14 protein-coding genes are annotated in these 14,588 nt (G+C 39.0%); 9 read left to right on the top strand and 5 right to left on the bottom strand.

From position 1 onward, the window contains the following. Positions 1 to 124: 124 nt before the first annotated feature. Positions 125 to 1,432: a hypothetical protein gene (locus ACLCEG_RS11510; RefSeq protein WP_410567591.1), complete on the bottom strand. Its 1,308-nt coding sequence runs from the start codon at positions 1,430 to 1,432 to the stop codon at positions 125 to 127. A gap of 59 nt (positions 1,433 to 1,491) precedes the next feature. Between ACLCEG_RS11510 and serB the strand changes: the two genes are divergently transcribed. From serB to ACLCEG_RS11495, 3 genes are all read left to right on the top strand, one after another. Continuing rightward, complete coding sequence (gene serB, locus ACLCEG_RS11505) at positions 1,492 to 2,715, top strand: phosphoserine phosphatase SerB (protein ID WP_410567589.1); 1,224 nt, start codon at positions 1,492 to 1,494, stop codon at positions 2,713 to 2,715. Between the two features lie 409 nt (positions 2,716 to 3,124). Continuing rightward, positions 3,125 to 3,460, top strand: coding sequence for a ciprofloxacin tolerance protein AciT (aciT, locus tag ACLCEG_RS11500; protein ID WP_004704819.1), 336 nt, complete (start codon positions 3,125 to 3,127; stop codon positions 3,458 to 3,460). Between the two features lie 253 nt (positions 3,461 to 3,713). Continuing rightward, positions 3,714 to 4,193 (top strand): hypothetical protein, encoded by a 480-nt coding sequence (locus tag ACLCEG_RS11495; RefSeq protein ID WP_019458571.1) that lies wholly within the window; start codon positions 3,714 to 3,716, stop codon positions 4,191 to 4,193. A 45-nt stretch (positions 4,194 to 4,238) separates the two neighbouring features. Here the strand turns inward: ACLCEG_RS11495 and dtd are convergent, their stop codons facing one another. Further along, positions 4,239 to 4,682, bottom strand: coding sequence for a D-aminoacyl-tRNA deacylase (gene dtd / locus ACLCEG_RS11490; RefSeq protein ID WP_019458570.1), 444 nt, complete (start codon positions 4,680 to 4,682; stop codon positions 4,239 to 4,241). 168 nt (positions 4,683 to 4,850) lie between these two features. Here dtd and pncB point away from each other — a divergent pair, with 168 nt between their 5' ends. The 6 genes from pncB to ACLCEG_RS11460 all read left to right on the top strand — a co-directional run bounded on the left by pncB (position 4,851) and on the right by ACLCEG_RS11460 (position 11,346). After that, positions 4,851 to 6,065 (top strand): nicotinate phosphoribosyltransferase, encoded by a 1,215-nt coding sequence (gene pncB, locus ACLCEG_RS11485; protein ID WP_191103242.1) that lies wholly within the window; start codon positions 4,851 to 4,853, stop codon positions 6,063 to 6,065. 150 nt (positions 6,066 to 6,215) lie between these two features. Further along, positions 6,216 to 7,064 carry a sulfurtransferase gene (locus ACLCEG_RS11480; protein WP_049065132.1) on the top strand — a complete coding sequence of 283 codons (849 nt, stop codon included), beginning with the start codon at positions 6,216 to 6,218 and terminating at the stop codon, positions 7,062 to 7,064. Beyond that, positions 7,061 to 7,912, top strand: coding sequence for an archaetidylserine decarboxylase (asd, locus tag ACLCEG_RS11475; protein WP_410567587.1), 852 nt, complete (start codon positions 7,061 to 7,063; stop codon positions 7,910 to 7,912). The genes ACLCEG_RS11480 and asd overlap by 4 nt, the downstream gene beginning before the upstream one ends. A 427-nt stretch (positions 7,913 to 8,339) precedes the next feature. Further along, positions 8,340 to 9,560, top strand: a complete 1,221-nt coding sequence (locus ACLCEG_RS11470; RefSeq protein WP_019458567.1) for an acetamidase/formamidase family protein — start codon at positions 8,340 to 8,342, stop codon at positions 9,558 to 9,560. 130 nt (positions 9,561 to 9,690) lie between these two features. Further along, complete coding sequence (locus ACLCEG_RS11465; protein ID WP_049066294.1) at positions 9,691 to 10,110, top strand: hypothetical protein; 420 nt, start codon at positions 9,691 to 9,693, stop codon at positions 10,108 to 10,110. 39 nt (positions 10,111 to 10,149) lie between these two features. Next, positions 10,150 to 11,346: an alpha/beta fold hydrolase gene (locus ACLCEG_RS11460; RefSeq protein ID WP_410567584.1), complete on the top strand. Its 1,197-nt coding sequence runs from the start codon at positions 10,150 to 10,152 to the stop codon at positions 11,344 to 11,346. 67 nt (positions 11,347 to 11,413) lie between these two features. Here ACLCEG_RS11460 and phoR read toward each other — a convergent pair whose 3' ends face one another. The 3 genes from phoR to ACLCEG_RS11445 form a co-directional block, all read right to left on the bottom strand. Next, positions 11,414 to 12,772 (bottom strand): phosphate regulon sensor histidine kinase PhoR, encoded by a 1,359-nt coding sequence (phoR, locus tag ACLCEG_RS11455; protein ID WP_049066296.1) that lies wholly within the window; start codon positions 12,770 to 12,772, stop codon positions 11,414 to 11,416. A 9-nt stretch (positions 12,773 to 12,781) separates the two neighbouring features. Then, on the bottom strand, positions 12,782 to 13,492 hold the full coding sequence (gene phoB, locus ACLCEG_RS11450) for a phosphate regulon transcriptional regulator PhoB (RefSeq protein WP_000650776.1): 711 nt from the start codon (positions 13,490 to 13,492) through the stop codon (positions 12,782 to 12,784). Between the two features lie 255 nt (positions 13,493 to 13,747). Continuing rightward, complete coding sequence (locus ACLCEG_RS11445) at positions 13,748 to 14,419, bottom strand: TetR/AcrR family transcriptional regulator (RefSeq protein ID WP_004704841.1); 672 nt, start codon at positions 14,417 to 14,419, stop codon at positions 13,748 to 13,750. Positions 14,420 to 14,588 lie beyond the last annotated feature (169 nt).

Here is a 14,588-nt window from a genome sequence, read left to right as displayed (position 1 = left end):
ATAATAGATCTGGATTTACTTATCTCAATAAAGCATAAGAAAATAAAATTCTTGATTATAAATACCATGAATTTAAATAAAAAAACCTAGCCTTTAGGCTAGGTTTGAATGCGCACAATGACTTTTAAGATGCTGCACTGCTCGAACTATCATTTTGAGGAATTGATTTTTTGCCCATCAAAATTTCAGTTCGAATATTTTGGGCAAGCTCTGCACATTCAGCATTCATACCATTAATCATAAATGCATGACGAGTCATAATATTGCTCGGGTTTGGCATTGCAACAAGCTGATAACTGTCTTGAATTGCTTTAAGCTGATCATTATCTAGATAAAGCGCAGACTCTTTAGCATGCAGATGTTGTGCTAAACGCTGAGCTGCTTCTTTGGCATCAATTTGCATTGCTTCTACGGCATGACACACAGCACTACGCGTTTGTAGTGCAAAGCGTTTATCTTCACGGTAACGTTTATATAAAACGTCTGATAGTAATTGGAAAACTGTACCTACCATAAGCAGACATTCTACAGCGTGCTGATGTGAAGTTGAGATTGCGAGTGTTGCGCCTTCTGCATGAAACTCATCTACGACCTCAATATCTGTAGTCTTTAAATGATAATGCTTTGTGCATAGCTCGATACTTTTATTTAAGAAGAGCTGGCAAAGTTTAAAATAAGGTATAGAAACAGACTGGTTAACACTACTTAATAACTGTTTAGGGTCATAAAACTGAATGTTGAGTGCCAAACTATCTTGGTTTGTAGATTCTGTGCTTTTTTCTGGTTGTGGGCGAACAAGTGGTTTCGCTTTAGCTTGTTGCTGAGCTTGTGCAACCAAAGTTACTGTATTTTGTTTTTCAAGCGCGAGAGCTTGTGTTAACTCTTGAATCTCATGTTTTAAACGATTTTCTTCGTTAATACGTGCTAGGTATTCACTACGGGTTGGACGAGCGATGGCACGATAAGCAAGCCATAATAAAACATGTAAGAATAACGAAGCTAAAATCGCAAGCCATTGGGTACGAAGGATTTCGCCAATACTTGGTTGAATAAGCGTAATTTCAATAGAACCGACTTTCTTCTCGTTTTGAAGAGCATCACGAACAAAAACTTCGCCTTCGCGAGTTTTTGACATGCCGCTTGTCGCTAGGACTTGTTTATTGGCATCAAGAATGCGAATAGATGCCACACTTGGATTGGTCGCATAGCGATTGGCAATAAGAGCCAAAGATACCGTATTGGCAGGTTCAAGCTCAGATAAGCTGTCTGCTACGAGTTGGCTGGTCATGAGCTGACCTTGGCTCGCACGGTTTTCATTGAGCTGGTGTGTCGTTGCAATCACCAATAAAAAGGTATGCAATGCAAAACTAATGATCAGTAGGCTAGCAAATAGCCCTTGTCTAGGCGCAATCAAGTTAAACTTCCAAGGCAATTATATTGAAATTCGATTATGATTCTTACAATAGTTGTCACTCAGACTAGAGTCAATTCATGCGAGAAATCATTCTTATATCCTTTTTAGGACCGGACCAACCAAACCAGTTTACCCGATTAATGCAAGTACTATCCGTACATTCATTGCAAATACTGGATGTAGGTCAGGCCGTTATTCATAATCAACTGACATTGGGCATCGTGGTCGCTTCAGATAATGAAACTGCGACAGCGTTGGCAATGAAAGAGATTTTGATTTTAGCACATGATATTGGCTTAACAGTGCGCTTTAAACCAATCTCGGGCGCAGAATACGATCAATGGGTAAGTGAAGGTGGGCGAACCCGTTATATCGTCACGGCTTTAGCACCAGAGCTTACTGCTGCACACTTACAAGCCGTTACACAAATTGTGTCTAGCCAAGGCTTTAACATCGAAACTGTAACCCGTTTATCAGGTCGTGTAGACATTGAAAAGGACAGTACATTGCCTCGTCGCGCTTGTGTACAGTTCGGTTTAAGCAGTGGTCTAACTTTAGATGCACAAGCAATGCGTGCTGCATGTTTACTTCTTTCAAGCGAATTAAATATTGATGTTGCTGTTCAAGAAGACAACGCTTATCGACGTAACCGCCGTTTAGTGTGCTTCGATATGGACTCAACCTTAATTGAGCAAGAAGTGATTGATGAATTGGCGATTGAAGCAGGGGTAGGCGCACAAGTTGCTGAAATTACTGAAAGAGCAATGCAAGGTGAACTTGATTTCCAGCAAAGCTTCCGCGCACGCGTTGCTTTATTAAAAGGTCTGGATGCTGCTGTTTTACCTAAAATTGCTGAGCGTTTAACCATTACCGAAGGTGCAGAACGCCTCATTTCAACGTTAAAAGCACTTGGATATAAAACGGCTATTTTATCTGGCGGTTTCCAATACTTTGCTGAATATTTACAAGGTAAACTTGGTATTGATGAAGTTCATGCCAACGTTTTAGACGTACAAGATGGCGTTGTAACTGGTGAAGTAAAAGGTGTAATTGTTGATGGCGCACGTAAAGCTGAATTATTACGTGAGCTTGCCAACAAACTTGATATTTCATTAGAGCAGGCAATGGCTGTCGGTGATGGCGCAAATGATTTACCAATGCTTGCGATTGCCGGACTTGGCGTAGCGTATCGCGCTAAACCGCTTGTTCGCCAAAATGCGAATCAGGCGATTTCAAGCGTTGGTTTAGATGGTGTACTGTATTTACTCGGTATGCATGACAAAGATTTGAACCGTGCTTAAATAATACTGAACAATCATTAAGCGCTGCTCAAGAGTAGCGCTTTTTTTATGCAGAATAGTCATAAAAACAAGCAAGTTATGACAAAATTATGCACAGAAAAAAGGCAATAAAAAAAACTGAAAAAAACTTATTTTCAGTCAAAAAAACAGCATAGTTTTTTGTAATGACACGCCAGAATTGATGCCATATAGGACGTAGAACTTTTTGAAATTTAGAAAAATGTAATGACAAAAGAATGTTGCGACAAAGTGTGTCGCATCGACAAATAACAGGTCTTTTTTTCTAAAAAAAAACATCCATAATGCTTTCTAAGCTTCAACACAAATCATGAATTAAAGTTGTTTTTGGAATGAGGTCTGAAGTTCAGACCGAATGTTTTTAGACGTTTTCATTAAGACGGAGGTTTCTATGGTAACAGCGAATTTTGCCGCTATCGCCGGATTCAGCTTAATTGCTGTCGCGCTTGTTGCTGTTTTCTTTTCTCCTTACCGTCGTTGGCTTGGTTTTATGCTTGCAGGGATGTTTTTTTGGGGGCTATTGGAAGTGGTCCGCTTTGGAGTTCAAGTCACTTTTGAAATGCCAGTCACATATAGTTATTTAACTGCACTAAGTCTAGCGATGGTAATGGTCACATTTGTTTTATTACGTGAGGATAAACAGGCACAAAAGGCTTTGGCAAATCGCCAATATATAGAACATACGCCAGTATATGAAGATGACCAACAGCAATGTTCTAGCCGATAATTAAAGTATTATCTAACGCTAAAAAGGTATGCACAGCATGCCTTTTTTATTTACGAAAACATGATTTTTATTATACAAAGCATTTATTAAAAAATAGCCAGTTATGCTACGATAGCGTGGTCTGTTGACGTTTCATATATAGATTGCGTTGCCAATTAGAATATCATCAGTCGATGCACAAAACAGTCAAAGGGAAGCCCTTGTCGAGTTTTGCCCCAAGATTTTCATAAAAATACAATAGGCGTGAATGTTCATGAAACTTTCTTCTATACCTGTAGTTAAGTTACCACTTGTTGATGTTAGTACAGACCCGTTAGATTTATTGGTAGCAGGTTTGGCACTTCGTATGAAACAGTTGGCACGTACAAGTCCTAAGTTTATTGAACTAGTTCATGACCGTGCATTCCGTATTCAAATTGGTACTGACTTAGGTGTTGCTCGCCAAATTATTATTAACCATGGTCACATCGACACAGTCGCGGGTTCACCTGAAAAAGCTGACTTTATTTTGCAATTTGCAGATAGTGAACAAGGTGTAAAAACATTATTAAAAGGCGATCCAACTGCATTTATGACAGGTATGCAAAACGGTAGCATTAAAATGGAAGGTGATTTCAGCTTGCTTGTTTGGTTTAACCAAGCAGCTAAACTCATTCCACCTAAGTTACCAAAACCAGTAAAAGAAAAAGTACGTCAGGCACGTGCTTTTATTAAAGAAAAAACTGGTCGTTAATTGCCAGAAATAAAAAAAACTCCCATTTGGGAGTTTTTTTTATATTTATGCTTCAACTTCCAGATTGAAAGTGACTGGCCCATCATTTATGAGATGTACTTTCATGTCGGCTGCAAAAATTCCTGTCTGAACTTCTTCAAACTGTGAACGGGTATATTCAACCAACTGTTCATAGAGTGCTTTTGCATCGCTAGGTGGCATAGCTGGACCAAAGTCCGGACGTAAACCTTTTTGGGTTTGAGCCATCAGGGTGAACTGAGAAACAAGCAGAATCCCACCATTTGCCTGAGAGACGTTCCAGCCCATTTTGCCTTGCTCATCATCAAAAATACGATATTTCAAAATTTTATCGATAAGCTTCTGACCCATGGCGAAGGTATCATCTCGGCCTATTCCTAAAAAAACCAATAAGCCATGCTGGATTTCGCCGGTCGTTTCACCGTCTACGACCACTTTAGCTTCAAGAACTCGTTGTATTAAAGCGCGCATTGTTAGAGAGAGTTTCTGCAATTGTTTGAATTGATGCAGTTTAGCAGAAATTAATTTAAATGATTTTTAAAAGGAAATTTCATGGAGTTGCAACAATGGTATAAAAGCCCATAATTCATCTATAAAAATATGCTTTAATGCAAAGAAGCAAGCGAATAATCATTGACTATGTCTCCAATTATCCATTCTTTACTTGATACAGACTTGTACAAATTTACGATGCTACAAGTGGTTTTGCACAAATTTCCGCAAACTCATAGCGTCTATCATTTTCGTTGCAGAAACTTAGAAGATACGGTTTATCCATTAGTGGATATTTTGGATGACTTAAATGAGCAACTCGACCATTTATGTAATCTCAAATATAAAGAAGACGAATTGCAATACTTAAGAAAATTGCGTTTTATTAAAAGTGATTTTGTCGATTATTTAGAATTATTCCAACTCAAACGTCGTTTTATTGAAGCCAGTATAGATGCTGAAGGCCGTCTAGATATTCGTATTGAGGGGCCGATGGTTCAGGCCATGATGTTCGAGATTTTTGTGCTGGCGATTGTAAACGAGTTATATTTTAGCCGCATTCGAACAGATGAAGTTTGGGCCGAGGGCGAACGGCGTTTAAAAGCAAAACTCGAATTAATTCAGCAATACGAAAAATCTCAACAGCCGAATGATCCTCCATTTTTAGTTTCCGACTTTGGTACACGCCGTCGCTATAGCTTTGAATGGCAAAAACATGTAGTTGCTGCATTTCATAAAACTGTCCCGCATGTGTTCCGTGGTACAAGTAATGTCTTGCTTGCTAAAGAATTAAATATCACGCCAATTGGAACCATGGCGCACGAATTCCTACAAGCGTTTCAGGCCCTTGATGTGCGCTTACGTGACTTTCAAAAAGCTGCTTTAGAAACATGGGTACAAGAGTACCGTGGAGACTTAGGAATTGCTTTGACTGACGTTGTTGGAATGGATGCTTTCCTCAGAGATTTTGACCTGTATTTCGCTAAACTATTTGATGGCTTACGTCACGACAGTGGTGACCCATATGAGTGGGGCGATAAAGCCTACGCGCATTATCGTAAGTTAAAAATTGATACTAAAACCAAAATGCTCACCTTTAGTGATGGACTTAATTTGCCAAAGGCATGGGAGCTTCACCAATACTTTAAAGATCGTTTTCAGGTGAGTTTTGGTATTGGAACCAATTTGACCAATGATATGGGACAAACAGCGCTCAATATTGTGTTGAAACTGGTTGAGTGCAACGGTCAGTCGGTTGCTAAAATTTCGGATAGTCCAGGAAAGACCATGACCGACAACGATACGTTCTTGGCCTATTTGCGTCAGGTTTTCCAAATTGAAGAGCTTGATGAAGCTGTTTAATGACAATGTCGTTTGACGACTTGACAAAGACTCGGTGCTTAAGAATGTTTATATCTGATTTTTTGCTAAACGGTAGCAGAAAATCAGAGTTTGATAGATATAAGCTTATGTTAAGATGAAATTAAGCTGGTATAAAAAGTAACCATGACGATGACCCCTCCTGATTTTAAACTTGATTTACTCATAGAAGCCGAAGAGCTAGTGCCTTATTTAGGCAATGAATATATCCGTATTGTGGATTTGAGCCGTGCATCTGTTTATGAGCAACTTCATATTCCACATGCAATTCATTTACAGCCTAAATGGTTGGTGGCTCAACATGAAGAAGCCACTGGCATCTTGCCTGATGAATCTGGCTTACAAGCGTTGATTGAAAAATTGAATATTTCACCAAATCATCACGTTGTGGTCTATGACGATGAAGGCGGGGCATGGGCTGGGCGTTTAATCTGGAATTTACATTGCTTAGGATTTACGCGTACCAGTTTAATTAATGGTGGTATTCATGCATGGTTAGGAGCAGGCTTACCCACAACGGCAGAAGTTGAAAAAGTTTCTCCTGTTGCCGATTTAATTCAAATTGATTTATCGCATGCTGCTCAGTACCGAGTGAACTATGAGGAACTAAGAAAGCAAGTCGAGCAAGAAAGTATTCAGTTATGGGACTGTAGAACAATTGATGAATATAGTGGTATCCGCTTAGCAGCGCGACGCGGTGGTCACATTCCAAATGCCCTTCATTTTGAGTGGAGTACTGCACTTAATCGTCAAAATCATCTAAAATTGCATCCGCTTGAACGCACGCGGCAGCGCCTTGAACAACTTGGGTTCGATTTACAGCAACCTGTAGTCGTGTACTGCCAGTCACATCACCGTTCCGGTCTGGCCTACATTTTGGCTAGACTTTTGGGTTGGGAAGCAAAAGCCTATGATGGTGCGTGGAGTGAATGGGGCAATCGCCTCGATAGTCCTATTATTACTGGAGAATCACCGTCGTGAGTTTCACATCTCGATTAAAAAAAGAATTATTTATTAAGGCACAAAATCTTGTTCCTCAACATCAATTGAGCCGTGTAGTGGGTAAAGTTGCTGCGAGTGAAAATCCAGTTATAAAAACTGCTGTTATTCAAGCATTTAAAACTAAGTATGGGATTGATTTATCGATTGCTGAACAAGGCAATGCACTGAAATATAAATCTTTTAATGACTTTTTTACCCGCGCTTTAAAAGATGGCGTACGTTTGGTCGACGAAAATGCAGATAGCATTGTTTCACCAGCAGATGGCGCTATTTCACAAATTGGTAAAATTACTGCTGGCGAAGTTTTTCAGGCAAAAGGCCAAAGCTTCTCTGTAGAGAAACTCATTGGCGACCCACAACTTGCTCAACCTTTCCAAGAAGGTGAGTTTGCAACAGTTTACCTCTCACCACGCGACTATCACCGTGTTCATATGCCATTTGCAGGTACATTAACTGAAACGTTGTACGTACCGGGTGAGCTATTTTCAGTAAATCAGGTGACTGCTGAAAATGTACCGGGATTATTTGCCCGTAATGAACGCATGGTGTGTTTGTTTGATACTGAACTTGGACGTATGGCTGTTGTTTTAGTCGGCGCTATGATTGTTGCTGGTATTGAAACTGTAGCAACAGGCAAGGTAAAGCCTTCAGGTCGTATCGAATTACAACATCATCAGTTAAAGCTAGAAAAAGGTGCTGAGCTTGGCCGTTTTTATTTAGGTTCTACGGCTGTTATCTTATTTGAAAAAGATAAGGTCGAGTGGGAAAAGCGTTTTAAAGCTGAGTCTGTTGTTGTGATGGGCGAACGTATAGGTCATACAGTTTAATAAGCTATATAAGCTATATAAGCTATATAACTTATATAAAATATGAACCCTGAATAAAGTTATTCAGGGTTTTTAAATTTAAATGATGTAAAAATATAATATATTATTATGTTCTTGTTTATATTATTTTGAAATAATGTTATTAGTGGTCTAAATTAGGACATTATATGCACTAGACATATTTATGTATGATAGAAATGATCAAGAATATTTAACGTTCGTAAATAGAAATGAAAATAGATATTTGATTTAGACTTAAGTCGTACTTTTAATTTTATTTGAAGATAAGTATTTAAATCTAAAAAATTATTTATTTTTTTATAAACATTAAGTTCCTTTTACATATTATAAAAAATTAGCTTTGGCATAATGTTTGCTAACTATTCAGGACTTTACTCTAACTTTCATATATTTAGGTTCTGAAATCATGCTAAATGTTAAACAGCTGACAGCTTCGGTTTTATCTGTACTTTGCATTTCACTCACTCATGCAGATGATTTTAAAGTTTTAAACCAAATTTCAAAACAGCCTACTCAAATTCAAACTGGAGAATATAAAGGTAATTATTATGTTCCTTCTACTTTAAATACGATTACATGGGGATATTTACCAAATCGAGATGCTAAACCTGTGCTTACTGTTCCGTCGGGTAGTGTTGTAACGTTTGATACGGTTTCTCATGAAGGTTTGCTTGAAGACCAAGGGCGTAATGCTGAAAAGTTCTTTAAATCGAAAGGTGTAAAATCTAATGAAATATTGGAAGAAGCAAAAACAATTACCCAGTCAAATTTAAAGCATGATTTTCATAAAGATGGTCCACATATTGTGACAGGTCCTGTCGCAATTGAAGGCGCACAGCCTGGCGATATTTTAAAAGTTGAAGTACTTAAAGTTGAGCCGCGTGTACCTTACGGTGTTATTTCAAATCGACATGGTAAAGGTGCTTTAGTCGGTGAGTTTCCTAAGAAAGCAAAGCAAGAAAATGCATCGGCTGAGCATCCTGAACGCTATGGAAATGTATCGATTTTCACCCCAATTGAAAAAAATGCTAAAGGTGAGTACGAAGGTGTATTAAAAACAGAATCGGGTAAATCAATACGTTTCCCGCTGTATCCTTTTATGGGAATTATGGGGGTAGCAGCCAATACGTCTGAGCCTGTTCACTCTGTACCACCTGCAATGTATGGCGGAAATATTGATATTAATGAACTAGGTGCAGGTTCAACAGCCTATTATCCTGTTCAGGTCAAAGGCGCATTATTCTATACGGGTGATAGCCATTTCGCGCAAGGGGATGGTGAAGTCGCATTAACTGCACTCGAAGCTTCAGCACGTGCAACACTAAAATTTACCTTGCTTAAAGCTGGTAAAGACAAAATACCGGGCAAGGAGCTAAAACAACCTTTAGCTGAAAATGCTGAGTTTTGGATTACACCAGGCCTTGATGAAGATTTAGATGAGGCGATGAGGAAATCTACACGTGAAGCCATCCGTTTCTTAAACCAAGAATATGGTATTGATGAAGCGACGGCATATGCGTATTTAAGTGCTGCAACAGATTTTGAAGTTTCACAAGTTGTAGATAAAACTAAAGGTATTCACGCAAAAATCAGAAAAGCTGATTTTAAAGAGTTTGAGAGCAAATAATTATATGATCTGTGCTTGGTATTTAATATTTTAAATATCAAGCTAAATCTCATTTTAACTATTAATAAGTTTTATATATTTTATAGTTGAGTATAATAAGTCTCACATATATTTATTACTATAAAATCTAATGAACTTACTTCCGAACGTCTCACTATATCTTGCTGCGGTATTAACATTCTGCGCTGCATTACTTCATTTTATTTGTGTGTTCTGGGGAGCAAATGGTTTTCGGTTTTTAGGGGCTGGAAAAAGTATTGTCCAGATGGTTGAAAGAGGTGATTGGTATCCGAATTTTATGGCAATTTCGGTTGGTTTTATTCTTTGTATTTTTTCTTTTTATGCTTTTTGTGCAGCAAGTGGCTTTATCAGTTTGCCGTTTGAAAAAATTATTATTTCTCTCATTGCGATTATATTTATTTTGCGTGGTTTGGCATTTCCGTGGTTAAAGGCTAGATTTAGTGGGAATAGTGATCTATTTTGGTATATAAGTTCTTTCATTTGCCTCTTGTTGGGTTCGTTATATGCAATAGGGGCATATTTTTTATAAGTTCAACTTGAATTGATTAGAAAGTAGAGGAGTAATCCCTTGATTAAAAAAAGTAATTCGTTTTTTAAAATTTTATTTAGTAGTGCTTGTTTAGTGTCTGGCTCTGCTATGGCTGCGTCAATTACAGATTTGAACAAGCAAATTGTGAACGATAAACCAGGTTCAATACTGTCTATAGCACAGCAAGATGTAACGAATTTATTTCCTCACGCCGATCAGCGTTTGTTAATAAATTATCGTAGTCGAGGTGTGAACGGTGAACCTATCGTTACCTCAGCATTTATTTTACTACCGAAAGGAACACCGCCTAAAAATGGCTGGCCTATACTTGCTTGGGCACATGGTACGACAGGAGTTGCTGACACCTGCGCACCTTCGGGTGACTATGTAGGTGGCCCAGTTCATTCATATCAAGAAGTTGCTTCTAAAGCTTTAGATGGTTGGCTTGCACGTGGCTATGCAGTTGTTGCACCTGATTATCAGGGTTTAGGTACACCGGGTGGGCATCCTTATATGAATGCAAAAAGCCAACTGCATACGGTGGTCGATGCCGTACGAGCATTACATGTGTTGAAGCCAAAAGATTTCAATAAACAGTGGTTAGTCATGGGACATAGCCAAGGTGGGGCTGCGGCAATTGCAGTATCTGCTTATGGCCAAAAAGATGCGCCTGAACTGGATTTAAAAGGAGCGATTGCGCTTGCGCCAGGCGGTTATCAATATGAAGGTATTGCAGAATATGTGAAAACTAATCCGAACCCAGAACCTAGTGTGGCTGCTTTTTTCCCGATTGTATTATTAGGCGCACAAGCAGCTGAACCAAGCATTGTTCCTGAAAACTTAGTCAGTCCTGAAATGAACGCTGTGCTGACTCAAGGACGTAGCCGCTGTTTATCTGAACTTCAATCTGATTTGAAGAAATCTCCTTCGAGCATATTTAAAGCTGATGCAGACTTAAAACCTCTTTTGGCTTATCTAAAACAGCAGTCCATTGAAAATATGGTGCCGACTGTACCGTTAATGATCGTGCAGGGTTCTAAAGACCATTTAGTTGACCCGAGAGGAACATATGCTTATTACCAACAGTTATGTAAATTAAAAAAACCAACCATTTATCAAACGATTGATGGCGGAGATCATCGAGATGCACTGCGTCAAAGTAATACTTTCGCTACCAACTTCTTAAACGTTATACAGAAAAACCAAAGTAAGTCGTATTGCTCGACTTCTAAATAGACAGAGTGTGATTTTCACAAAAAAGCCGACTTTCTATGAGTCGGCTTTTTATATATGAGGGGTAATTTTAGGTCATGTTATATAGTCTTTCTTTTGGAAAAACTGCGGTAAATGTTGACCCTTCATTTTCTTTAGATTGCACGTCTAAATAAGCGCCGTGTTGCATCAGCACGTGTTTTACAATCGCCAAACCTAAACCCGTTCCACCTGTTTGACGACTACGGTCGCTGTCTACACGGTAAAAGCGCTCAGTCAGCCGCGGCAAATGTTTTGGGTTAATCCCAATGCCTGTATCTTGTACGCTAAAGTAAGCATGTTCACCATCGTCGTGCCAACCAATGGTAATCGTTCCACCTTTTGGTGTGTACTTAATGGCATTGGTAATTAAGTTACTAAATGCACTGGCAATTTCCATGTCGGAACCAATGAGGTCACAGTGGCTATCAATATGTAAATTGAGCGTGTGTCCATAATCGGCATTGTAAGCCTGGGCATCATCAAACAGTTGATTCATTAAGCTCGGCATTTCAATAATCTGATTTTTTGCAATTTTTTTGTTGTTTTCTAAATTCGATAACAGCAATAAATCATTCACTAACGCATTCATACGTTTGGTTTGCGATTGCATTTGGTCAAATGCACGTTTCCAGCGTGGACTAATATCTTCTTGATCGGTAAATGTTTCGATGTAGCCACTGAGTACAGTTAACGGCGTACGTAGTTCATGCGAAATATTGTCGACGAAGTCTTTACGCATTTGCTCAAGGTTATGCATACGAGTCACGTCATAAGCGACAAGTAAGCGGCTTTCACCACCAAACCGTGTGAGTTTGACTTGCACATAACGATCATCATCAAAGTTGGAATGTAGCTTAATGCCGTCAGGTGCCTGATCAATATTGTTAAAATATTCAATAAAAGTAGGCTGGCGCAAAATCGTTAATAAGTTGCGACCACGGTCGAGTGGGCTAATACCCAATAAACGCTCTGCGGCAGGATTCCACCATTCAATTTGATGTTGATCATCAATGAGTACAACGGCTTCAGCAAGCGCAACTAAAGAGGATTGAGCGCGGTCAATCAGCCCAACCATTTCGGCCTGAACAATTCGTTCCTGACGCTGAGCACGATACACATTAAACAATAATGCCCCCCAAATTCCACTTAAGTTGGGAGGAACATCGTAAGGATTATTGGCAATCCAATCATTGACCAAATATAAAGAACGTAACTGGAGTGCAAAAAACACCACGAAGGCGATAAAAATACAGCTCCAGAAATACCCAACCCCTAAACCGACTAAACCCGCAATAATCAGGAAAAATAATAAAAGCCGTAAATCTTGTTTAGCAAACGTCCATAAACTACTGTAACGAGAAAGTTTTTGTTCACGTACCTGTTCAGGGACGGGGTAGGGTTCATACATAAATTTTGGTTAACCTGCGGCTAAATCTGCACGTGTTGAGAAACGATAACCTGTACCACGTACTGTCTGAACAAATCGGTCAACACCAAAAGGTTCTAGGACTTTACGTAAACGACGAATATGTACATCGATGGTACGATCTTCGATGTATACATTACCGCCCCATACCTGATCGAGCAACTGTGCACGTGTATATGCACGCTCTGGATGGGTCATAAAAAATGCAAGCAAGCGATATTCAGTTGGTCCCATATCTAAAATGCTGTTGCCAAAGCTTACACGCTGGCTTACAGGATCAAGAATTAAACCATTGGCATCAATTGTTTTTTCACCGCTTAATGCATTTGCACGACGTAGAACTGCTTTAATACGAGAAACCAGTTCACGTGTTGAAAATGGCTTAGTCATATAGTCGTCTGCACCAGCATCTAGACCTTGTACTTTGTGGTCTTCTTCTCCGCGAGCGGTGAGCATAATGACTGGAATTTCTGCTAAGTTTTCATCGCGTTTTAAGCGGCGGCATAAGTCGACACCACTCACCCCTCCAGGTAACATCCAATCGAGCAAGATAAGCGCCGGACGTTGGTCGACGATAATTTGATGAGCCTGTTTAGCATCTTCAGCCTGTAAACATTGAAAGCCTGCCATGTCCAAAGAAGTATGGATCATTTCACGAATAGGAAGCTCATCATCGACAATTAAAATGTAGTCATCTTTCACAGCGTAATACCTTGTAGATTTTAACGGTGAACCGTTTTGTAGTTATGACAGGCTTATTACAAAGATTAATTATGACAATTTCATTGCAGAAAAGTCTATAAAATCGAATTTAGCAATAATTTGTGACAAAAATACGGCAAGCACATGACCGAATGATGACAGGAAAACATAAATTTTCTTAAAATCATTCAAGGTGTTACCAGTTTGCTTTCCTATAGGTTTCTTAGGTCAAAGTCGTGTCAAAAAACTTTAATATTATTTTGAAACTTGTGCCAATAAAGATAAGAAAACAATACGGCAAGCTGTCAAAACTTGCTCCAGAGACTGCTCAAAGCCTCCCATCACCCAGCGAATCGCAATTTGTGTCACGTATCCGTTTAAGCCAGTTGCGATTAAAGATAGCTCATTTTCATGATGTTGAATTTGCGGCATGGTCAGCATAACGAAAGCTTGAATCATACGATCAAACTGAGCAAGTGTTTCCTGAATGGTGGCCTGATTATGTAATTCTTGAACAAGAACTGCATCAACATAGATGATACGAGCTAATCTTGGGTCGTCTTTTAAGGTTGTCAGCAGTGCTCTTAAGCCAGCATCGACCATTTTTTCTGGATCTGGCGCAGCTTTAATCACAGCTTGCATTAAGTTTTGTTGTAACTCTTCAATCATTTTTAAAAAGATAGTTTGGAATAAATCCTCACTCTTTTTAAAAGATTCATAAAAATAGCGCTCGGTGAGTTTTGCTTCTTGGCAAACATCTTTTACCGTCACTGAAAAAAAGCCGAGAGTTCCATAAGTTGCAATACCTGCTTCAATCAGTTTTTCGCGGCGTGCCTCTTTACGCTCAGTAAGAGATAACCCTTTGAACTGACGTTCTTTACTCACAGTTTTTGTTTTCTTTTTACTGGTTGAGTCGTTTGTCGCCATAAAAAATGGTTTCCTGATTTATCGGTTTTTCGGCAAATATGGGCCTATGATAAAGCCGTCAGCAGAATTGTGCCAATCTATCTGAAATTACAGTGTACTATATTGACAATGAATATTGTCAAAATTATATTAAAAGAGTCTAAAGTGCACATGCAATGAACCGATTGTG

The organism is Acinetobacter sp. H1(2024) (assembly GCF_046557555.1).
GTDB lineage: Bacteria > Pseudomonadota > Gammaproteobacteria > Pseudomonadales > Moraxellaceae > Acinetobacter > Acinetobacter seifertii.
The sequence above is the reverse complement of the archived record's forward strand: the minus strand, read 5'-3'. Positions and strand labels throughout refer to the sequence as shown.